Source organism: Methylobacterium sp. E-065 (assembly GCF_022829605.1).
In the GTDB taxonomy this organism is placed as follows: domain Bacteria; phylum Pseudomonadota; class Alphaproteobacteria; order Rhizobiales; family Beijerinckiaceae; genus Methylobacterium.
The window spans coordinates 27,150-48,059 of sequence record NZ_JAKSYD010000096.1 but is presented as its reverse complement, the minus strand read 5'-3'; the positions used below and the strand labels follow the sequence as shown (position 1 = coordinate 48,059).

The window sequence follows — 20,910 nt, the reverse complement described above, 5'->3', positions numbered from 1 at the left end:
TTCGTCCCTGGCGCGTCGTCGGGTCCGGTCGGAACCGGGGCGGTCTGGCCGGCCAGACGTGGGGATCGATCCGATCCCGCACGGTGAGGAGGAAGCGCAGGAACGCGTCCGGGTCGTCCCACGCGATCCGCATCGTGTCGTTTTCCGTCTCCCACTAGATCGCCTTCGCCTCGGCGAAGGTCACGGTGCCATCCGTCAGCTCTGTGATGAACGCCGCGACGAGGCGGTGCTCGGCCTTCTTCAGTTGTTGGAGCGCGGCTTCGAGGAGCGCCCGCTCATCGTCCCGGACTTGCCCCATGACCGGCCCGAGGCCGGCATCCGCGAAATAGGCCTGCCAGTGCACGGCGTTGCCGAAGCGGATGAAGGCCGCCCGCGTCGTCGTGGCCGGCGGGCCGAAGATCGTCTCCTTGACGCGTGCGGGTGGGCCGGCCCTGCGGGCCATCTATTCCTCCATGGACCGCTTGAACGCCTCAGCGTGATCCGGATGCCAGCGCGAGAGCGCCGGCCGGTTCTCGATGATGTCGCCCGCCGCCCAGGCGATCCGCTTTTCGTCCTGCGCCCGGGTGGTCTCGTTGTCGGGACAGAGGATGTAGAAATCCCCCGCCGCCAGTCGCTCCAGCAGGAACGCCACCGTCTCCTCCGGCGCCCAGGCACCGGCCGGCTTCTCGGCGATGCCGCGGGCCTTGGTCAGCCCCGTATAGACGAAGCCCGGGATCAGCAGGTGCGCGGTGGTGTGGCAGCCCTCGCGGTTGCGAAGCTCGTGCGCAAGTGCCTCGGTGACCGCCTTCACCCCGGCCTTCGAGACGTTGTAGGGCGCGTTGCCGGGCGGCGTGGTGATGCCCTGCTTCGAGCCGGTCACGATCACGGCGCCGGGCTTGCCCCCCTCGATCATGCCGGGCGCGAAGGCGTGGATGCCGTTGACCACGCCCCAGAGGTTGGTGCCAAGGATCCGCGCCCAGGTGTCGGCATCGGAGAACAGCGTGCCGCCGGCCTCGATCCCGGCGTTCAGCATGACGATCGCGGGCGGCCCACCCCGCGCGACGGCGGCCGCCAGGGCCTCCACGGCGCTCCGGTCGGAAACGTCGGTCGGCACCGCGCGGACCTCGACGGCGGCGAGTTCGGCCACGGCCGCTCGGGCGGCATCGAGCGCCGGCCCCGGCAGGTCGGCGAGCCAGACATTCATGCCCGCCCGCGCGAAGGCCTGCGCGGCGGCGAGCCCGATGCCGCTCGCAGCACCCGTGACGACGGCGCTGCGGCCGGGGCTGATGGCGGGGTGCTGGCTCATGACGGATCCTCGGCTGGATGGCGCCCTTCAGATGGGGCGAGCCCGGATGAAGGCGAGTTGGCGCGCCGGATCGGACGGAGGCCCGCCCGCAGACTCAGCGGATCGTAACCTCCGCCACCGCATGCTCTCATACCGGTGATCCCACCGAACCCGAGGAGGCGGCATGCCGATCGTTCCGAGCCGCCGCTCCCTTCTCGCCGGAATGGCCTGCGCGGGGCTCGCGCCGGCCGCGCGGGGGGCCGCGCCCGCCGGGTTCGGGCCGCTCGGCCGCCCATCCTGGTCGAGCGACAGCCTTCAGGCCGCCGCCGCCGCGAAAGGCCTGCTCTACGGCTGCGAGGTGCCGTTCCACCGCTTCGAGTCCACGCCCGCCTACCGGCAGGCGGTGGCACGGGAATGCGGCCTCCTGGTCTGCGGCACCGAGATGAAGATGGAGGAGGTGCTGCCCGCTCCAGGCAAGACCGACTTCGCCCGGGGTGATGCGATCCTGCGCTTCGCCCGCGCGAACGGCCAAAAGATGCGCGGCCATACGCTCGTCTGGCACGCGGCGCTGCCGCCCTGGGTGGGCCCGCTGCTCGGACGGGCGAGCGCCGCGCAGGGCGAAGACTTCATGCGGCGCTGGATCGAGACCGTGGCGGGCCATTACCGCGGGCAGATCGTCGCCTGGGACGTGGTCAACGAGATTCTGGGCAACGAGGCCGATCCCGACCGCGGCGGGGGCCTGCGCGACTCGCCCTGGCTCGCCTCGATCGGCCCTGGCTACGTCGATCTCGCCTTCCGGATCCTGCATGAGACCGACCCGGCCGCCGCCGGCACGTGGAACGAGGATGCGGTCGAGCAGGGCGCGCCCTGGATGGAGGCCAAGCGCACCAAGGTCCTGCGCCGGCTGGAAGCGATGCGGGCGCGCGGCGTGCCGATCCGGCGCTTCGGGCTGCAATCGCATCTCACCAGCACGATCCCGATCGACCAGGGCCAGCTCCGGCGCTTCCTGCGCGAGATCGGCCAGATGGGCCTCGGCATCGCGATCACCGAACTCGACATCGACGACCGGGCCTTCCCGTCCGACGTGCCCATCCGCGACCGGATGGTAGCCGACTACGCAAGACGCTACCTCGACGTGGCTCTGGACGAGCCGGCTCTGCTCGATGTCGTGACCTGGGACATCTACGACCCGGACACGTGGTTGAACGACCATCCCTACCGCAAGCGGCCGGACAGCCTGCCCCAGCGCGCCCTGCCGTTGGACGCGCAGTTCCGGCGCAAGCCCCTCTGGTATGCGATGAAAGCAGCGTTCGCGGCGGCACCGGACCACAGTGGCGCGCGGGAGCGGCTCAGGCGGGCGTGACCCCGGCCTGACGTCCCCCCTCGGCGAGGATCGGCTGGGGCGGCCGGTCCGCGAGAAGCCGTCGGCGCAGCCGCGCGCAGGGGCGCTCGACGAGTGTGTACATCCCCCAGCACCAGAGCAGCGTCGGCGGGAAGGCCACGAGCATCAGCGACAGGCCGTGTAGGCTCGGCTTCAGGTGCAGCACCAGCGCCACCACGGCCATGTGGGCGAGGTAGAAGCTGTAGGACCACAGCCCGAGCTGGCGCATCGGCCGGCTGGCCAGCAGCCGCACCGCGGGTCCCTCGCCCTGCAGCAGATAGGCGAAGGGCACGAACAGGGCCGCGCTCTGGAGGGTGTAGCGCAGGGTCTCGCGGAAGGCGTCGTTCCGCACCGCCAGGGTGCCGAGGATCACCGCGAGGCTTAAGCCCACGTGCCACGCCTTCGGCCGCCATGCCGCGTCGGCCGGGATCACCGGGTTGTTCCACAGGGCGAGGCAGCAGCCGAACAGGATCGCGTCGATGCGGGTATGGGTCCAGGAATAGTTCAGGCTGTAATCGGAAAGCCGCCAGACGTTCAGGCAGCGGATCGCCAGCACCGCCGCGCAGATCCCCAGGCAGGCGAGCGCGGCCCGGCGCGGGTGCAGGCGCCCCAGCCACAGCACGTATGCCAGCGGGAAAACCAGGTAAAAGTGCTCTTCGATGGCGAGGCTCCAGAGCGGCACGGGCAGCACCGCCTCGGTGCCGAACAGGCCGGGATAGTTTGTCAGGAACGTCGCCTGGCCCAGGATCGCTGCCGGCTCGATCGGCATCCAGTCGAGCAGCCCCAGCGCGTAGAGCCCGCCTGCGGCGAGCAGGGTGAGATACATCGGCGGCAGGATGCGCAAGGATCGCCGCAGGTAGAAGGCGGGGAGCGAGACCGCGCCGGCCTGCGCCTGCTCGATCCGCAGCAGGGTGGTGATCAGGTAGCCGCTGAGGAAGAAGAAGACCGTGACCCCGAACCCACCGGGGACGACGTGGCTGTAGCCGCAATGGGCCGCGAACACGATCAGGATGGCGAGCGCCCGCACCCCGTCGAGCTGCGGCAGGTAGGGCATCGCTGCGGGGATCTGCGTCCTGGATTCCGGCATGACTGGGCGGCTCTTATTTCCCGGCAGCGATAAGTCTTAGCCGAGCAGCGTGCGGTATTTTCTGTCGCGCCGACATCCGTAGACGCCGCGGTACTTGGAAAGACGTCTCAGAATGGTGAATCTGCTCTCGGGTCTGCTGTTTGGACGGGAGGGGATTGGTAACCACGCCGCTCCATGATGCCGCCGGTCCGCGCCGAATTGGGCGCCGTCGGGAGTGTTGCGTATGGGCTTGGTCCGTTCCCGCCGTCATGCCCGCCCGGGGGCCGCGCTCGGCGCCGGCCTGTCGCTGCTGACGCTGCTCGGCGCCACTGTCGATGCTCGGGCACAGGGCATTCCGGCGGCCGCGGCACCGGCAAGCCCGATCCCGGCCCCCGTTCCGCCACCCGCCATCCCGGCCTCTACGCCCACGGTCGCGCCAGAGGGCGCGGCCGCGAAGGGGCTGGAGGTCAGGGCTCCGGAGACCAAGGCCGCGGAGACGAAGGGCACCGAGCTCAAGCCCAACGCGTCCGGATCCGGCGAATCCAAACCCGTCGAGGCCGCGGCGCCGGATATGAAGTCCGCTCAGGGTAAGCCGCAGGAGGCCGCCAAGCGGTCGCGCGAGCCGGCCCCCCTGGTCTACGCCAAGGTCTCGGCCGACCCGAGCCCGACGCTGACGGCGCGCACCTTCCTCGACACGCTCCGCGCCGCCGAGCGCTACGCGGCCTTCGCGGAGGCCGGCGGCTGGGAGCGGATGCCCGAGGATCTCGCGCGCCTGAAGCCCGGCGAGCGCAGCCCGGCAATCCCGGCTTTGCGCCACCACCTGACGCTGACCGGCGACCTGCCGGCGGACGCGCCCCCGAGCGACCGCTTCGACCCGCCGCTCGTCGCGGCGATCGCGGCCTTCCAGGGCCGCCATGGGCTGCCCGACAGCGGCATCCTGGGCCGTCTCACCATCAACGCGCTCAACGTGCCCGCGACTGTGCGCCAGAAGCAGCTCGCGGCGTCGGCGGCCCGGCTGATGGGATCGAAATTCCCGTTCGGCGAGCGCTACGTCGTGGTCAACATCCCCTCGGCCGCCGTCGAGGCGGTGGAGAACGGCACGGTCGTGCGCCGCTACGTCGCCGTCGTCGGCTCGCCCGACAAGGCGACGCCGCCGGTGGAGACCCGGATCACCGACATCAACTTCAACCCGACCTGGACCGTGCCGGCTTCGGTGGTGAAGAACGAGATCATCCCGCAGATGCGGAAGAATCCAGGCTATCTCGCAAAGAACCATATCCGCATCCTCGGGCTGACTGGCGATGTCGACCCGACCCGGATCGACTGGGCGGGCGAGAAAGCGGTCAACTACACGCTGCGCCAGGATTCCGGCTTCGACAATTCGCTCGGCCAGGTGCGGATCGACATGCCGAACCGTTTTGCCGTCTACATGCACGACACCCCGGCGAAATCGCTGTTCGCCGCGAGCGTACGCTTCCACAGCCACGGCTGCGTCCGGGTCGGTCAGGTGAAGGAGCTGGTCGGCTGGCTGCTGCAGGGCACGGTTGGGCCGAACGGGCCGGGCAGCACCTGGGGGCCGATCGAGATCGAGACCGGCATCGCCGATGGTGAGCGCCGCGACATCAAGCTGCCGAAGCCCGTGCCGGTGTCGTTCGTGTACCTGACGGGCTACGCAACCCCGGACGGGAAGGCGCACTTTCGCGACGACATCTACAAGCTCGACACGCCGGCTCCTGAGCCCGCCGCCACGGGGGCGATTCCGCCGGCCACTGCCGTAGCTTCACCGCCCGCGGTCGTCAGTCCCCCGGCCCGGAAAACCGCCGTGCCCGCCCTCGCGAAGCCGGCTCCGGTGGGCGAACTTCAGCCGATCAAGAAGGTGGAGCGTCGGCAGCCGGAACCTGCGGCCCGCGTGAACTGATCCCGGTTCGGCCGGCGCGGCGCTTCCACCGGGCGGGGCGGCCGAAGGCTTGCATCGCGGCGCCGCGGGCGGCATCCGCTTGCCCGTCATCCCGGAGCCGCCATGGCCTTTGCCTGCACCATCCCTGCGACGCCCACCGTCCAGCAGGACGATCCCACCGTGCGGATCACCCGCTGGGACTTCCCGCCGGGTGCGGTGACGGGCTGGCACGAGCATGGCTGGCCGTATTTCGTGGTGATGCTGGTGGACGGGATCCTGCGCGTCCACGACGGCGCCGCGGTCAGCGAGACGGCGCTCGCGGCCGGCCAGTCCTACATGCGCCCGGCCGGCATCCGGCACGATGTCATGAACGGATCCGAGCACCCGATCGCGTTCATCGAGATCGAGGTGAAGCGCCCGGACGCCCTGGTCACCCTTACGGCCGCCTGAACGCGAAAGGGCCGACCTCGCGGCCGGCCCTCCCCAAGACGTCTTGAAAAAAATCAGCGCTGGACGACGACCTTCGTGCCGACCTTGGCGTGGGTGTAGAGGTCGGTCACGTCGTCGTTGGTCATGCGGATGCAGCCCGAGGAGACGGCGGTGCCGATGGTCTCCGGCTCGTTCGAGCCGTGGATCCGGTAGATCGAGCCGCCGAGATACATGGCGCGGGCACCGAGCGGGTTCTCGAGACCGCCCTTCATGTAGCGCGGCAGGTCGGGCCGGCGCTTCAGCATGGTCGACGGCGGACGCCAATCCGGCCATTCGCGCTTCATCGTGATGGTCTGCACGCCGCCCCAGGTGAAGCCCGGACGGCCGACACCGACGCCGTAGCGCAGGGCCTGACCGCCACCCAGCACGTAGTATAGCCGCCGCTCGGCGGTCGAGACCACGATCGTGCCGGCGCCATACGGGCCGTTATATGCCACGGTTTCGCGTGGGATCGCCGACATTTGCGGGACCGCCGCGTCGGCGCTCAGCGGGTCGGCGGGGTTGAGGGAGGCGTTGGCCACCGGCACCGCGACGGTCTCGACGGCCTGCGGGCGGACGCGCACGGAGAGCGCGTCGTTCAGCGGCTGGCGGGTCAGCGGGTCGATCTCGTAGGACAAAGCTGGGGCGGCGCAAGCGGCCGCGCCCAGAAGCCCGATCAGGGCGGGAACAATACGACGCATCAAAGCCTCTCGGGGCAGGCGCGGACTCTGGCGGGAACGCGGCGAATACCGCGGCACGATGCCGTGCCGATCGTCGCCAAGGGGTAAACGCTCGCGCCCCAAAGCCAAGTCTGAAACCGGCTTCTCAGTCTGGTTCCGACCACCCGTGACTCGATGGCAACACTGTGGCAGCTTGGCCGTATCGCCCCGGATGATGGAGGCCGCGTCCCTGGTCAGGCCTCGTCGGCGGCGAGCCAGATCGCGGGCTCCCGCGGCACCGGCCGGACCGGGGCATGGTGCGCGCCGTGGATCGTCCCGTGGGGCGCGGGCAGGCCGCGGATCTGGGCGAGTTCGGCGAGTTCCGGCGCCTGCGCGGTGTCGTCGGCGTTGAGGAACAGGCCACGGGCCCGGGCGAGGCGGCCGAGATCGGCCCGGCTGGTCCAGACGCTCTGGGCCGGGCTGGTCAACAGAGCCAGGGCCAGCGGCGCCAGCCACAGGGCAAGCCACGCATTGCCGACGAAAACCAGTGCGGCGGCGATCAGCGTGCCGACAACCACGGCGTCGGCCTGGAGCCGGAACGCCTCGCCCCAGGAGACCTGCCGGTCGTCGCGATCCTGTGTCTCCCAGCGCACCACCCGGCCGAAGAAGGTCGCCACCACGGCGCCGGCGGTGAACAGGGTGAGGACCGGCCAGAGGACGACCCAGGCGGCCTGTTCCAGGGCGGCGCTCGCCAGCAGCGACCGGGTCCCGCCGAAGGCGGCCCGGCGCTCAGGGGACGCGAGGACGTGGCCGAGGCTCAGGAGCTTCGGCAGGGCTAGCACGGTGACGCTAAGGGCGGCGAGCGCGTGGGCGGCGGCTCCGGTCCCGCTCAGCCCGTAGGCCAGGAGGCCGAGATCGCCGGTCCGGGCGGCCTGCCAGGCGGCGAGCCCGAGGAAGGCGATCCACAGGGGCAGCATCCCATAGGAGACGATCCCGACCAGGAAGTGCCAGCGGCTGGCGGCATGCAGCCCCGCCCAGGGCAGCACCCGCAGGTGCTGAAGATTGCCCTGGCACCAGCGGCGCTCACGGCCGAGCAGGTCGACGAGGTTGGTGGGCATCTCCTCCCAGGTGCCGCCCATCTCGGGCAGCAGCCGCACCTCCCAGCCGGCGCGCACCATCAGCGCCCCCTCGACGATGTCGTGGCACAGGATCTCGCCGCCGAGCGGCTCCCGACCGGGCAGCCGGGGAAGCTGAGCGTGCTCCGCGAACGCCTCGATCCGCAGGATCGCGTTGTGGCCCCAGTAGCTGCCCTCCGGCCCCTGCCAGGTCTCCAGGCAGCGCAGCGCCAGCGGCGCGTAGAGGCGCACGGCGAATTGCTGAATGCGAGCGAACAGCGTATCCCGGCCCGCTGCGTACGACACGGTCTGGATCAGGCCGGTGCGGGGGCTCTCGTGCATCAGACGCACGAGGCGGCCCATGGCGGTGCCGGTCATGAGGCTGTCGGCGTCGAGGACGATCATGAAGGCGTACTCGACGCCATAGGTGCGGAAGAACTCGCCGATGTTGCCAGCCTTGCGGCCGACATTCTCCGTCCGGCGTCGGTAGCGGATCCGCGGCAGGGCCGGGTCGCTGGATGCCCAGGCCTGGATCCGCGCGTATTCGTGCTCCTCCACGGCGGCGATGGCGCCGTCTCGGGTGTCGGACAGGACGAAGATGTCGATATCCCCGGTTCCCGCCTCGGCAAGCGAGCGCGCCATCACCCGCAGGCGGGCGAAGACCGCCACGGCATCCTCGGCGTGGATCGCCATCACGGCGGCCGTGCGGCCCGCCGCCGCGGGCACGACGTCCACCAGCTCGGCGGTCCGCAGCTCGGATCGGCGTTCCAGTTCCGACTTCGCCCGGTCCCCCAGCAGGGTAGCGACGAGCCCGTAGGCGTATTGACAGGCCGTGAACGCCTGCCATCCCATCAAGACGCTGAACAGCCCGAGCACTGACCAGGCCAGCGGGCTGACACCCGCCGGATAGGCGAGCGCGGCGAGCCACGCGATACCCCCCGCCGTGACGAGGGTCGGGACAGCGAGGGCGAGGCGCCGGGTGCGCAGAGCCCGCGCCGGGCGCTTGCCGCTCCAGATCTCGCGGGGAAGAACCGATTCCGACGGATCGGGCTTGGCCGGACACGCGTTCCGATGCATCGGCTCGATGGAGGCGGCGACCCCCGAGGATGTGGCGCGAGGAGGGATGGCGCGTGACGACATGGCGCGAGGAACTCGACCGTGGAAGGCTGCCGGCGACCCCGCCGCTTGAGGCCGGGAGCCGATGACCATGGACACCGATATGCAGGGCAAGGACACGGAGCCGACCGGGCTGCATGGGCAGCCGGACGCCGAACGGATCGATCCCCCCTCCCGGCGCCGCGTTCTTCGAACTGTCCTGACCGCGGCTGCCGGCACAGTTCTACCTAGCGTAGCCGAGCTGAATGGGTCCAGAACGTGGGCCGGCCCGGCGCTTCCGTCGCAGGGCGTACGCTCGGGGGGGACGCAGCTGGGCCGGATGACCTTCGAAGCGCTCTCCGAGGAGGCCGCGCGCCGGGCCGCCGCGCCCTACGCGGCACCGCCCGAGGACCTCCCGGCCGCCCTCGCTGGACTCGATTACGACGGCTACCGGGCCATCACGTTCCGGGCCGCCGAGAGTCTGCGCCTCGGCCCGCTGTTCAGCGCGCAGCTCTTCCACCGCGGCTTCCTGCAGCGGAAGCGCGTGGACCTCTCCTTTCAGCCCCTCGACGGGCCCGCCCGCCCGATCGCCTACGAGAGTCGGCTGTTCGATCTGGGCCGGCAGCTCGCCGGCCAGAGCTTCGCGCCCGATCTCGGCTTCGCGGGCTTCCGCCTGCACTACGCCTTCCCCGATACGCCCGCCTGGCGCCCGAAGGGGTTTCAGGAGGAGTTTCTGGTGTTCCTCGGCGCCTCGTATTTCCGCCTGCGCGCCGGCAACCAGGAATACGGGCTCTCGGCGCGGGGCCTCGCCATCGGCACGGGCGCGCCGGAGGGCGAGGAATTTCCGGATTTCGTCGCCCATTGGCTCTGCGAGCCCGAACCCGGGGCCCACAGCCTGACGGTGCTCTCGCTCCTCGACAGTCCGAGCGTGGCCGGTGCCTACCGTTTCGTCATCAGCCCCGGTGATCCGGCGCGGATCGACGTTACCGCTGCGCTGCATCCGCGGGTTCCGCTCGCCAAGCTGGGTCTCGCGCCGCTCACCAGCATGTTCCTGCACGGCGAGAACGGGCCCGGCGCCCGGGGCGCCAAGCCATTCGATGATTTCCGCCCGCAGGTGCACGATTCCGACGGGCTCTGCGTCGCCGCAGGGAGCGACCGGCTGTGGCGGCCACTGGTCAACGGGCGTCGGCAGCCGCAGATCTCAGCCTTCGCGTCGAAGCCGCTCGTGGGGTTCGGGCTGCTGCAGCGCGAGCGGAACTTTGCCGCCTATCTTGACGTGGAGGCTCGCCAGGAGTCGCGGCCCGGCCTGTGGGTGAATCCCGATCCCGCTGGGGGCGCTTTCGCGGCCGGCGCGGTGCAGCTCTACGAGATCCCCTCGGTCGAGGAATACATGGACAACATCGTGGCGGCGTTCGTGCCGGACGCGCCGGCGCAGCCGGGGACGGCTCTGCACCTCGCCTACGGGTTGACCACCGTGGGGGCCGAGCCGGTGCCGGCGATCCCCGAGACGGCGCTGGCCCGGGTGACCTCGACGCGATTCGGCTCGGCGGAGCGCCTGCGTCCCCTGACGCCGCCGCGCCCGGAGCGACGGCTCTGCGTGATCGATTTCGCGGGGCCGGGCCTGCCTGCAGGGCCGGACGAGTCGGTGATCGCGGAGGTCTCGGCCAGTGCCGGCACGATGCACGAGCCGGTCTCCAACTTCGTACCGCAGACCGGCGGTTGGCGGATCTATGCGGAGTGGCGCCCGCCGGAGCCGATGCCAGCCGGCGATGTCGTGCTCCGAGCCCGCCTCGTCCGCGGCGGGGTGCCGCTCAGCGAGACCTGGGACGCCGCCGTCTAGGCGGATCGTGCCTCAGGCGGGTCGTGGTTTCGAAAGGTCGAGACCTTTGGCGGGTCCAGGGCAGAGCCCCGGTCCTCATCTCAGGGCTCCGCCCCGAGACCCCGCCAAAGAGCTCGCCCTTTGGAATCTCTGGGGTTTCGGCGGCGATGTTACGCCGTGCGCTGCGCCTGCTCCCGACGGCGGGCGAGGCGGGTGGCGCCGTAGACCTCGCTCAGGCGGCGCCGGGCCGCGGAGATCGGCGGGGCCTGCCGCTCGTCATGGGCGGCCGCGATGATGCGCAGGGTGGCGGCGACCGAGCGCTCCAGACGGCGCTCAGCGAGGGCGGCCGCGTCCCGATAGGTGTCGAGCATGCGATGATCCCTTGTGCGTGGCGGCTTCCGCCCTCTGGCGGGGCGGTGACCGGCGGCACCGGCAGAGTTCATCTCCGTCTTGACGGTATGATGGCAGCTTGGCCGTAAGCCGGGGACAGCGCGTCAGCGCAGCTCCTCGTGCCACGTCCGGCCATCGCGCTCGATCAGCGCGATGGCGGCGGTCGGCCCCCAACTGCCGGCCGGATAGGGCCGGGGTGCCTCGGGCCGGTCGGCCCAGACCTTGAGCACGCCGTCCGCCCAGGCCCAGGCCGCCTCGACCTCATCGCGGCGCATGAACAGGGTGGCGTTGCCGCGGACCACGTCCATCAGCAGGCGCTCGTAGGCGTCGGGGTAGCGCTGCTTGAACGTTTCCTCGAAGGAGATGTCGAGGTCGGTCGGGCGCAGGCGCAGGCCGCCGGGCCCCGGATCCTTGGTCATCACCTCGAGCTTCATGCCCTCCTGCGGTTGCAGGCGGATCACCAGGCGGTTCGGCTCGCGGCCGAAGGCCTCCTCGGGGAAGATCGAGAACGGCGAGGCACGGAATTGCACCACGATCTCGGAGAGTTTCCGGGGCAGGCGCTTGCCGGTGCGCAGGTAGAACGGCACCCCCGCCCAGCGCCCCGACTGGATCTCGACCTTCATGGCCACGAAGGTCTCGGTCCGGCTCTCATGGCCGAGCTCGGTGAGGTAACCCTCCACCGGCTTGCCGTCCACCGCGCCCGCCACGTACTGCCCGCGAACGGTCACGGTCTGGATGTCGTGGGTGGTGATCGGCTTGAGGGCGCGCAGCACCTTCAGCTTCTCGTCGCGGACCGAATTGGCTTCCAGGTTGAGCGGGCTCTCCATCGCGGTGAGGCAGAGCAGCTGCAGGATGTGGTTCTGCAGCATGTCGCGCATGGCGCCCGAGGTGTCGTAGTAGCCGGCCCGGCCCTCGACGCCGACAGTCTCGGCGACCGTGATCTGGACGTGGTCGATCACGTCCGAGGTCCAGAGCCGCTCGAAGATCGTGTTGGCGAAGCGCAGGGAGAGCAGGTTCTGGACCGTCTCCTTGCCGAGGTAATGATCGATCCGGAAGATCTGCGATTCGGGGAAGACCTCGCCGACCGCGTCGTTGATCGCCTTGGCGGATTTCAGATCTTTGCCGATCGGCTTCTCCAGCACGACACGGGACTTCTCGCCGACCAGCCCGTGGGCCGCGAGGTTGCGGCAGATCGAGCCGTAGAGGTCGGGGGAGGTGGCGAGGTAGTAGGGCCGCACCTGGTCGGGCCGCTCGTCGAGCTTGGCCACGAGGTCGTCCCAGCCACTGTCGCCAGCGCCGTCGACCGCCACGTAGTCGACGTGGTCGAGGAAGCGCTGAAGCATGTCCTCGTTCAGATCGGAGGCCGGCACGAAGCGCTTGAGGGCGTCGCGGGCGTGCTCGTGGAAGGCGTCACGCGACAGCTCCGAGCGCGAGGCGCCGATGATCCGGCTGGTCTCCGGGATCTGGCCATCGCGGAAGCGGTAGAACAGGGCCGGCAGAAGCTTTCGTGCGGTCAGATCGCCGGTCGCGCCGAACACGACGCAGTCGAAGGAAGCGACGGGGATGATCGTGGCCAAGTGCGGCTCCCGGTTGTCGTGCGCTGATCCCGCGCGGCGCGTGCGCCGCACACACCTAGCCTGGGAGCCAGAGCTTCGCCAGACGAGGGCCGCCCTCGCATAGTTCGGGCCGTCGGCAGGACCGGAGCGCTCAGCCCCCCGTGACGCTCATGTGCCGCGGCACGGCGGCCGGACGCTGGCGCTCGATGACGAAATCGTGCCCCTTGGGCTTGCGGGTGATCGCCTCGACCACAGCCGCCGCAAGAACGGCATCATCTTGCGAGGCGCGCAGCACCGCCCGGAGGTCGGCCGAATCCTCCTGGCCCAGGCACAGGTAGAGCTGGCCGGTGCAGGTCAGGCGGACCCGGTTGCAGCTCTCACAGAAATTATGGGTCAACGGCGTGATGAAGCCGAGGCGGCCGCCCGTCTCCTCGACCCGGACGTAGCGGGCCGGCCCGCCGGTCCGGTCGGGCAGGGGGGTGAGCGTGTAGCGGGTCTCCAGGCGCTGCCGGGCGACCGACAGGGGCAGGAACTGATCGGTCCGGTCCGCCTCGATCTCGCCGAGCGGCATCACCTCGATCAACGTCATGTCCATGCCGAGGCCGTGGGCCCAGGCGATCATGTCGGGGATCTCGTCGGCGTTGAGGTCGCGGAGCGCCACCGCGTTGATCTTGACCTTCATCCCGGCCGCCCGGGCCGCCGCGATGCCGTCGAGCACCACCTTAAGGTCGCCCCGGCGGGTGATATCGCGAAACTTCTGCGGGTCGAGCGTGTCGAGCGAGACGTTGATCCGGCGCACCCCGAGGCTCGCCAGCTCGTCGGCGTAGCGGGTGAGCTGCGTGCCGTTGGTGGTGAGCGTCAGCTCCTCCAGTGCCCCCGAATCGAGGTGACGCGCGAGGCGGCGGAACAGATGCATGATGTCCCGGCGCACCAGCGGCTCGCCGCCGGTGATCCGCAGCTTGCGCACCCCGCGGGCGATGAACACGCCGCAGAGCCGATCCAGCTCTTCCAGGGTCAGCAGATCGCGCTTGGGCAGGAACTCCATGTGCTCGGACATGCAGTAGGCGCAGCGCAGGTCGCAGCGATCAGTCACCGAGATGCGCAGATAGGAGATCGCCCGCTGGAACGGGTCGATCAGGGGCGCCGGCCCGGCGGGCGCGCCGGCCGCGATCGTCTGCGGCGTCAGGGAGCTGTCATCGAGCATTGTCTGGCATATGATGCCACAAAGGGTTGCGGGCAAGCATACGGCTGGCCGCAGCCCCCGATTGCGTGAGGAGTGTCACCCGTGAGCGAGGATCTGTGGCCGACCGAGATCCGCCTGTCGGCCGACCGGCGGAGTCTCAACGTCGCCTTCGAGGACGGGGCGCGCTACGCCCTGCCGGCCGAGTACCTGCGGGTGTCGAGCCCCTCGGCCGAGGTGCAGGGGCACTCGCCGCTGGAGCGCAAGGTGATCGGCGGCAAGCGCTCCGTCGCCATCCTGGCGGTGCAGCCGATCGGCAACTACGCAGTCAAGCTCGGCTTCGACGACATGCACGACACCGGCATCTACGGCTGGGGCTACCTGCATGCGTTGGGCCGCGAGTACGAGGCGCGCTGGAGCACCTACCTGACCGAACTCGCCGAGCGCGGTCTCGACCGCGACACGGCGCGCCAAGCGCCCGCCAAGGACGGCGGGGGCTGCGGTTCGGGCTCGTGCGGTTGCCATTGAGCACCGACTTACCCGGCGCGCCTAGATCTCCTCGTCGGCGTAGCGCGACGGCGCTCGTCCTCGGCCACCGGACGCTCTGCGCGGTGCCCCCGCGCTGATCCCCGCCACCAGATCGGCGATGTGGCGCAGCGTCTCGACGGACAGCGCCTTCTCGCCCTCTCCGCGGCCCTGCGGGATCAGAGCCTTGGCGAAGCCGAGTTTCTGGGCCTCCTTCAGCCGGGATCCGGCCTGCGCCACTGGCCGGATCGCCCCCGACAGGCCGATCTCGCCGAAATACACCGTCTCTGACGGCAGCACGGCCCCGGACAGCGACGAGACCAGGGCGGCCGCCACCGCGAGATCGGCCGCCGGCTCGGTGATGCGCAGGCCGCCGGCGACATTCAAATAGACGTCGTGCGTGCCGAGCCGGATGCCGCCATGGGCCTCCAGCACCGCCAGCACCATCGACAGCCGGTTCGGATCCCAGCCCACCACCGCGCGCCGCGGCATGCCGAGCGAGGAGGGGGCGACCAGGGCCTGGATCTCCACCAGCAGCGGCCGCGTGCCCTCCATCCCGGCAAAGACCGCGGTGCCGGCCGCCTGATGGTCGCGCCCCGCCAGAAACAGGGCCGAGGGGTTCGGCACCTCGGCCAGCCCCGCATCGGTCATCTCGAACACGCCGATCTCGTCGGTCGGCCCGAACCGGTTCTTCACCGCGCGCAGGATGCGGAAATGGTGGCCCTGGTCGCCCTCGAACGAGGCGACCGCGTCGACCATATGCTCCACCACCCGGGGGCCGGCGATCTGCCCGTCCTTGGTGACGTGCCCCACGAGGATCACCGCCGTGCCGGTGGTCTTGGCGAAGCGGATCAGCGCCTGGGCGGACGAGCGCACCTGCGTGACCGTGCCGGGGGCCGATTCCACCGTCTCGGTCCACATGGTCTGGATCGAGTCGATGATCGCCAAAGCCGGCGGCCGGCCCTGGCTCAGGGTCTCGACGATGTCCTCGACATTGGTCTCGGCGGCGAGGTCCACCGGGCGGGAACTCAGCCCCAGCCGCTCGGCCCGCAGGCGCACCTGCCCCACCGCCTCCTCGCCCGAGATGTAGGCGACCCGCTCGCCCGTCCCCGCCATGGCGGCGGAGGCCTGCATCAGCAGGGTCGACTTGCCGATGCCGGGATCCCCGCCGAGCAGGATCACCGAGCCGCGCACGAAGCCGCCGCCGGTCACCCGGTCGAGCTCGCCGATTCCCGAGGGGATGCGCGGCGCCTCCTTGGCCTCGCCGGTTAGGCCCTCCAGCGGGAACACCCGGCCGCGGTTACGCGACGGCCGGGTCGCGACGGGACCCGACTGGCCGGGGGCGGAGGGCGCCTCCTCGACGATCGTATTCCAGCCGTTGCAGGCCTCGCAGCGCCCGCGCCAGCGGTTGTAGACCGCCCCGCAGGACTGGCACACGAAGGTCTGGTGGATCTTGGCCATGCGCGTCCGAGCGCCGGGCGACCGGCGGTCCAGGGGAGAATCGACTCAGTCTACATAGGTTCGAACATAACGAGAACCCAGCCCGGTCAGGATCTCGTAGCCGATCGTGCCGGCGGAGCGGCCGACCGCGTCGATATCCAGGCTGTCGCCGATCAACACGGCTCCAGCACCGCGCTTCGCGGCGGGGGCCTCGGTGACGTCCAGGACGATCAGGTCCATCGAGACCAGGCCGAGGATCGGGCAGGGTACGCCGCCAACCAGCGCCTGCCCGCGCCCGCTGATCGCCCGCGGAAACCCATCGGCGTAGCCGAGCGAGAGCGTGGCGAGCCGGCTCGGCCGGGGCGCAGTCCAGCGACCGTTATAGCCCGCGGTCGCACCCGTCTCGACGTCGCGGACCTGCGCGATCAGCGCCTCCAGCCGCACCACCGGGCGCATCGGGTTCGCGGATCCCGGTCTCGGATTGCCGCCAAACAGGGCATAGCCCGGCCGCAGGAGGTCATGTTGGGCCCCGTCGAGGAAGACACCCGATGAATTCGCCAGGGAGGCCCGGATCCCGGGATAGGCCGCCCGGACGCGGGCGAAATCGGCGATCTGCCGGGCGTTGACCGGATCCTCCGGCTTCTCGGCGCTGACGAAGTGGCTGAGAATCAAATCGATCCCGGCGGCGGCGATCCGTGCGTCGCCTGCGAGATCGAGTGCGTCCGGTACCGGCAGGCCCAGCCGGTTCATGCCGGTATCGACGTGGAGCGCGGCAGGCGGGCGGCCGGCCGAAAGGGCTGCCCATTCCGACACCTCCTCGATGCTGCCCAGCACGGGGCGAAGCCCGTACGCCGCGAAGGCCGCGGCGGCCCCTGGGGGCAGACCGTTCAGGATGTAGATCTCGGCCTCCGGCAGGGCGGCGCGGGCTGCGAGCCCTTCGGACAGGTGCGCGACGAAGAAGGTCCGGCATCCGGCCGCCCACAGGGCCGGCCCGACACGGCCGATGCCGCAGCCATAGGCGTCCGCCTTCACCACGGCGGCGCAGGCGGATCCCGGGCCGCGGGCGGCGAGCGAACGCCAGTTCGCCGCGATCGCCCCGAGGTCGATCGTCAGCCGGGCGCCGTGTGCGCCGATCTCCGTCGCTGGTCTGGCCTCGGCCACGCAGACCGTCTCCTTCGCTCGCCACCGGGATTCCGGAAGCACAAGCCGGACCCATAGCACCGGGGCGGGTTCTGCGTGGAGCCGAGCCACCTGTGGGCAGGCTTGCATGCAGGATTGGGCAAGGCCGAAGCCCCCCGCTGATGCATGGACGGCACAGGCCCCGGATGAGACGGGTGCGCCAGGGTGACGGCCGAGGCCGGGCTTGGTATAAATCCACCGCGGTCCGGGGAAGCCGCACGGCCTACGCGGCATCCCCTCGGGTCCCTAGAAGCTTAACGATGCCGTTTACCGTCCTGGATCTCGTCGTGCTCGGCATTGTCGCGGTTTCCGCGCTGCTGGCGGCCGTGCGCGGCGTCACGCGCGAGGTGCTGGCGATCGTCGCCTGGGTGGCGGCGGCTGCAGTCGCCTGGACGCTCTATCCAATGCTGCTTCCCACCGTGAAGCAGCATGTGAGCAGCGACACGGTGGCGCTGGTCGCCTCGATCGCGGCGATCTTCCTCGGCACGCTGATCGTGGTTTCGCTCATCACGGTGAAGATTTCCGACGTGGTGCTCGACTCGCGCATCGGCGCGGTCGATCGCTCGCTCGGTTTCCTGTTCGGGGCGGCCCGCGGCTTCCTGATCTGCGTGATCGGCTGGGTGTTCCTGTCCTGGCTGGTCCAGGGCAAGGTGCCGGACTGGGCCGCGCAGGCGCGTTCGCGCCCGATGCTGGAAAAGTCGGGCGACGCCCTGGTGGCGCAGCTGCCCGAGAATCCCGAAGGCTTTCTGAAGCAGTTCAAGAAGCCCAAGGCCGTCACGCCGCAGAACGAGGCGGCTGACGCCCCCGCCGAGACCGATCCGGCGCCTCAGCGCCGCACCGAGACCGCGCCGACCCCGACGCGACGCTGATCTGCGGTATTCGCTGTAGGCCGCTCCTCGTCGAACGCCTAGATAGCGGGTGCGGTAGCGTACGGATTGCATCCGCGACGACCGGCGCGCCGGCCCGTCGCCGCCGGGACCTGTGAGTGATCGACAGCAGCATGTCACACGCCGCCCATTCCCAGGCCGCCTCGCCCCAGGCCGATTTCGATCTCGACGGCGACACGCTCCGCGAGGAATGTGGCGTCTTCGGCATCTTCGGGCACCCGGAGGCTTCGGCCATCGTGGCACTCGGGCTGCATGCCCTGCAGCACAGGGGCCAGGAAGCGGCCGGCATCGTCTCGTTCGACGGGTCGGTGTTCCATTCCGAGCGACGGCCGGGCCTCGTGGGCGACTCCTTCTCGGACGGCGAGACCATCGCCCGCCTGAAGGGCCGTGCCGCCATCGGCCACGTGCGCTACTCGACCACCGGCGGAACGATCCTGCGCAACGTGCAGCCGCTGTTTGCCGAACTTGCCAGCGGCGGGCTCGCGGTCGCCCATAACGGCAACCTGACCAACGCCCTCTCGATCCGCCGCGACCTCGTGCGCGACGGCGCGATCACGCAGTCGACCTCCGACACCGAGGTGATCCTGCACCTCGCGGCCCGCTCGCGGAAGCCGCGGATCATCGAGCGCTTCATCGACGCCCTGCAGGCGATCGAGGGCGCCTACGCGATCGTGGCGCTGACCAACAAGAAGCTGATCGGTGCCCGCGACCCGATGGGCATCCGCCCACTGGTGCTGGGCGAACTCGACGGCCGCTACATGCTGGCCTCCGAGACCTGCGCGCTCGACATCATCGGCGCCCGGTTCGTGCGCGACATCGAGAACGGCGAGATCGTGGTGATCTCCGAGGAGGAGGTCGAGTCGATCCGCTTCGCCGATGCGGTGCCGATGCGGCCCTGCATCTTCGAGTACATTTACTTCGCCCGGCCGGATTCCGTGGTGAACGGCAAGAGCGTCTACGAGGTGCGCAAGGCGATCGGCCGGGAACTCGCCCGCGAGGCTTCCGTCCCCGCGGATGTCGTGGTTCCGGTTCCCGATTCCGGCGTGCCGGCGGCTCTCGGCTTCGCGCAGGAGACCGGCCTTCCGTTCGAGATGGGGATCATCCGCAACCATTATGTCGGCCGAACCTTCATCCAGCCGACCCAGTCGGTGCGCGAACTCGGCGTGCGGATGAAGCACTCGGCCAACCGCGCGGCGATCGAGGGCAAGAGCATCGTGCTGGTGGACGACAGCCTCGTGCGCGGCACCACCTCGGTGAAGATCGTCCGGATGATGCGCGAGGCCGGCGCCGCGGAGGTGCATTTCCGGATCGCCTCGCCGCCGATCACGTATCCGGATTTCTACGGGATCGACACGCCCGAGCGTGAGAAGCTCCTCGCCGCGACCCACGATCTCGAGGCCATGCGCAAGTATATCGGCGCCGACTCTCTGGCCTTCCTGTCGATCCCCGGCCTCTACCGGGCGATGGGCGAAGAGTCGCGGAATGCGGCCTGCCCACAATACACCGACCATTGCTTCACGGGCGAATACCCGACCGGCCTGACCGATCTCTCCATCGCCGGCCCGAAGCGCTTCGCCATGCTGGCCGAGGCGGACTGATCAGTCCCGGGTTCCCAAAGGGCCATGCCCTTTGGCGGGGTCCAGGGGCGGCGCCCCTGGGTCTTCTCAGGGCTCTGCCCTGCACCCGCAAAAGGTCCAAGACCTTTTGAAACCGATTCCTCGACCCTTGGGGTCGGAATGCGCTAGGTCCGGCGCATGGCTAAGTCTCAGAGATCCCTGGAAGGCCGCGTCGCGGTCGTCACCGGCGCATCCCGCGGTATCGGGCGGGCCGCCGCACTGGCGCTGGCCGGGGCCGGCGCGCATGTCGTCGCGGTGGCCCGTACCGTCGGCGCCCTGGAAGAACTGGACGACGCGATCCGCGCCGCCGGCTCCAGCGCCACGCTGGTCCCCTTCGACCTCACCGATTACGAGGCGATCGACCGCCTCGGTGCGGCGATCAACGAGCGCTGGAAGCGCCTCGACATCCTGATCGCCAATGCCGGCATCCTCGGCGCGCTCATGCCGATCGGCCACATCACCCCGAAGATCTGGGGGCAGGTGATGGATGTGAACGTCACCGCCAATTGGCGCCTGATCCGCTCGCTCGATCCGCTGCTGCGCATGTCGGAGGCCGGGCGGGCGATCTTCGTCTCCTCGGGGGCGGCCTCCAAGTGCCGGCCCTATTGGGGGCCGTACTCGGTCTCGAAGGCGGCGCTGGAGGCCCTGGTGCGCACCTACGCGGCCGAGAACGAGAGCACGGCCATCAAGGCAATGCTGCTCAATCCGGGCCCCCTGCGCACGGGGATGCGCCGCTCGGCGATGCCCGGCGAGGATCCCGAGACGCTGCGGACGCCTGAGGACCTCGCGCCCCATTTCGTGCGCCTCGCCAGCCCGGACTGGACCGAGACCGGCGCACTCTACGACTTCCCCACCGACCGGGTGATGCGGTTTCGCGCGCCCGAGTAAAGCGGTCCGGGGCCCGCGGCCCCGGCGGGTGGCGGGCGGAGCTCGCTGAGTTTAGGATTTGTGATGATCGACGTCCGCTGCATCTGTGCGATCGGCCTGCGCGGCCAGCTCGGCCTCAACGGCCACCTGCCCTGGGAGGGCAACACCGATCCGCTGTTCGTAGAGGACGTGACACGCTTCTTCGCGCTGACCATGGGGCACGTGCTGATCGCCGGACCCAAGACCGTGGCCTCGGTTCCCGAATTCGCCTTCAAGGACCGCACCATCGACGTGATCCGCAGCCACGAGGATCCGGAAGCCGTGCTCAAGCGCTATCCGGGCCGGCGGATCTTCGTGGGTGGCGGCATCGCGGTGTGGAACGTCTACGCCCAGTACATCCAGAACTGGGACATCACGCGGCTTCCCTATGACGGCGAGGCCGACCGCTGGTTCGATCCGGCTTGGCTCGTAGGCGGAACGCTGCGGACGCCGTGAGCGGCACCTTC

The 20,910-nt window shown here is 70.2% G+C and carries 19 protein-coding genes; 9 read left to right on the top strand and 10 right to left on the bottom strand.

Annotation, left to right across the window (positions count from 1 at the left end):
* Window positions 1–154: 154 nt before the first annotated feature.
* Both MKK84_RS09645 and MKK84_RS09640 read right to left on the bottom strand, forming a co-directional pair.
* Window positions 155–442 (bottom strand): hypothetical protein, encoded by a 288-nt coding sequence (locus MKK84_RS09645; RefSeq protein ID WP_243919136.1) that lies wholly within the window; start codon window positions 440–442, stop codon window positions 155–157.
* Window positions 443–1,285 (bottom strand): SDR family NAD(P)-dependent oxidoreductase, encoded by an 843-nt coding sequence (locus MKK84_RS09640; protein ID WP_243919134.1) that lies wholly within the window; start codon window positions 1,283–1,285, stop codon window positions 443–445.
* A 163-nt stretch (window positions 1,286–1,448) separates the two neighbouring features.
* On the opposite strand from MKK84_RS09640, the gene MKK84_RS09635 reads away from it, so the two are divergent.
* A complete protein-coding gene (locus tag MKK84_RS09635) occupies window positions 1,449–2,627 on the top strand; it encodes an endo-1,4-beta-xylanase (protein WP_243919132.1) in 1,179 nt (392 codons plus the stop codon).
* Here MKK84_RS09635 and MKK84_RS09630 read toward each other — a convergent pair.
* A complete protein-coding gene (locus tag MKK84_RS09630; RefSeq protein ID WP_243919131.1) occupies window positions 2,614–3,732 on the bottom strand; it encodes an acyltransferase family protein in 1,119 nt (372 codons plus the stop codon). The two genes, MKK84_RS09635 and MKK84_RS09630, sit on opposite strands and share 14 nt — an antisense overlap.
* A 223-nt stretch (window positions 3,733–3,955) precedes the next feature.
* On the opposite strand from MKK84_RS09630, the gene MKK84_RS09625 reads away from it, so the two are divergent.
* Together MKK84_RS09625 and MKK84_RS09620 are read left to right on the top strand one after the other, a co-directional pair.
* Window positions 3,956–5,629, top strand: coding sequence for a L,D-transpeptidase family protein (locus MKK84_RS09625; protein WP_243919128.1), 1,674 nt, complete (start codon window positions 3,956–3,958; stop codon window positions 5,627–5,629).
* 102 nt (window positions 5,630–5,731) lie between these two features.
* Window positions 5,732–6,058 carry a cupin domain-containing protein gene (locus MKK84_RS09620; protein ID WP_243919126.1) on the top strand — a complete coding sequence of 109 codons (327 nt, stop codon included), beginning with the start codon at window positions 5,732–5,734 and terminating at the stop codon, window positions 6,056–6,058.
* 53 nt (window positions 6,059–6,111) lie between these two features.
* Here MKK84_RS09620 and MKK84_RS09615 read toward each other — a convergent pair whose 3' ends face one another.
* Entirely contained in the window at window positions 6,112–6,777 is a 666-nt protein-coding gene (locus MKK84_RS09615) for a L,D-transpeptidase (protein ID WP_243919124.1), read from the bottom strand.
* Window positions 6,778–6,989: 212 nt separating this feature from the next.
* The gene (mdoH, locus tag MKK84_RS09610) at window positions 6,990–8,990 is read right to left on the bottom strand and encodes a glucans biosynthesis glucosyltransferase MdoH (RefSeq protein ID WP_279599441.1); all 2,001 of its coding nucleotides are present in this window, start codon (window positions 8,988–8,990) and stop codon (window positions 6,990–6,992) included.
* Between the two features lie 295 nt (window positions 8,991–9,285).
* On the opposite strand from mdoH, the gene MKK84_RS09605 reads away from it, so the two are divergent.
* A complete protein-coding gene (locus MKK84_RS09605) occupies window positions 9,286–10,785 on the top strand; it encodes a glucan biosynthesis protein (protein WP_243919283.1) in 1,500 nt (499 codons plus the stop codon).
* A gap of 149 nt (window positions 10,786–10,934) precedes the next feature.
* Here the strand turns inward: MKK84_RS09605 and MKK84_RS09600 are convergent, their stop codons facing one another.
* The 3 genes from MKK84_RS09600 to moaA form a co-directional block, all read right to left on the bottom strand.
* Window positions 10,935–11,135, bottom strand: coding sequence for a hypothetical protein (locus tag MKK84_RS09600; RefSeq protein ID WP_243919120.1), 201 nt, complete (start codon window positions 11,133–11,135; stop codon window positions 10,935–10,937).
* 123 nt (window positions 11,136–11,258) lie between these two features.
* The gene (gene zwf, locus MKK84_RS09595; RefSeq protein ID WP_243919118.1) at window positions 11,259–12,731 is read right to left on the bottom strand and encodes a glucose-6-phosphate dehydrogenase; all 1,473 of its coding nucleotides are present in this window, start codon (window positions 12,729–12,731) and stop codon (window positions 11,259–11,261) included.
* Between the two features lie 130 nt (window positions 12,732–12,861).
* Window positions 12,862–13,914, bottom strand: coding sequence for a GTP 3',8-cyclase MoaA (moaA, locus tag MKK84_RS09590; RefSeq protein WP_243919115.1), 1,053 nt, complete (start codon window positions 13,912–13,914; stop codon window positions 12,862–12,864).
* An 81-nt stretch (window positions 13,915–13,995) separates the two neighbouring features.
* On the opposite strand from moaA, the gene MKK84_RS09585 reads away from it, so the two are divergent.
* A complete protein-coding gene (locus MKK84_RS09585; RefSeq protein WP_243919113.1) occupies window positions 13,996–14,418 on the top strand; it encodes a gamma-butyrobetaine hydroxylase-like domain-containing protein in 423 nt (140 codons plus the stop codon).
* Between the two features lie 21 nt (window positions 14,419–14,439).
* On the opposite strand, the gene radA is transcribed toward MKK84_RS09585, so the two are convergent.
* Window positions 14,440–15,876, bottom strand: a complete 1,437-nt coding sequence (gene radA / locus MKK84_RS09580) for a DNA repair protein RadA (protein ID WP_243919111.1) — start codon at window positions 15,874–15,876, stop codon at window positions 14,440–14,442.
* 45 nt (window positions 15,877–15,921) lie between these two features.
* Window positions 15,922–17,016, bottom strand: a complete 1,095-nt coding sequence (gene alr / locus MKK84_RS09575; protein WP_243919109.1) for an alanine racemase — start codon at window positions 17,014–17,016, stop codon at window positions 15,922–15,924.
* Window positions 17,017–17,294: 278 nt separating this feature from the next.
* Here alr and MKK84_RS09570 point away from each other — a divergent pair, with 278 nt between their 5' ends.
* From MKK84_RS09570 to MKK84_RS09555, 4 genes are all read left to right on the top strand, one after another.
* Window positions 17,295–17,903, top strand: a complete 609-nt coding sequence (locus MKK84_RS09570) for a CvpA family protein (protein ID WP_243919107.1) — start codon at window positions 17,295–17,297, stop codon at window positions 17,901–17,903.
* Window positions 17,904–18,034: 131 nt separating this feature from the next.
* Window positions 18,035–19,519, top strand: coding sequence for an amidophosphoribosyltransferase (gene purF, locus MKK84_RS09565; RefSeq protein ID WP_243919281.1), 1,485 nt, complete (start codon window positions 18,035–18,037; stop codon window positions 19,517–19,519).
* 156 nt (window positions 19,520–19,675) lie between these two features.
* Entirely contained in the window at window positions 19,676–20,425 is a 750-nt protein-coding gene (locus tag MKK84_RS09560; protein ID WP_243919106.1) for an SDR family NAD(P)-dependent oxidoreductase, read from the top strand.
* Between the two features lie 63 nt (window positions 20,426–20,488).
* On the top strand, window positions 20,489–20,899 hold the full coding sequence (locus MKK84_RS09555) for a dihydrofolate reductase (protein WP_243919105.1): 411 nt from the start codon (window positions 20,489–20,491) through the stop codon (window positions 20,897–20,899).
* Window positions 20,900–20,910 lie beyond the last annotated feature (11 nt).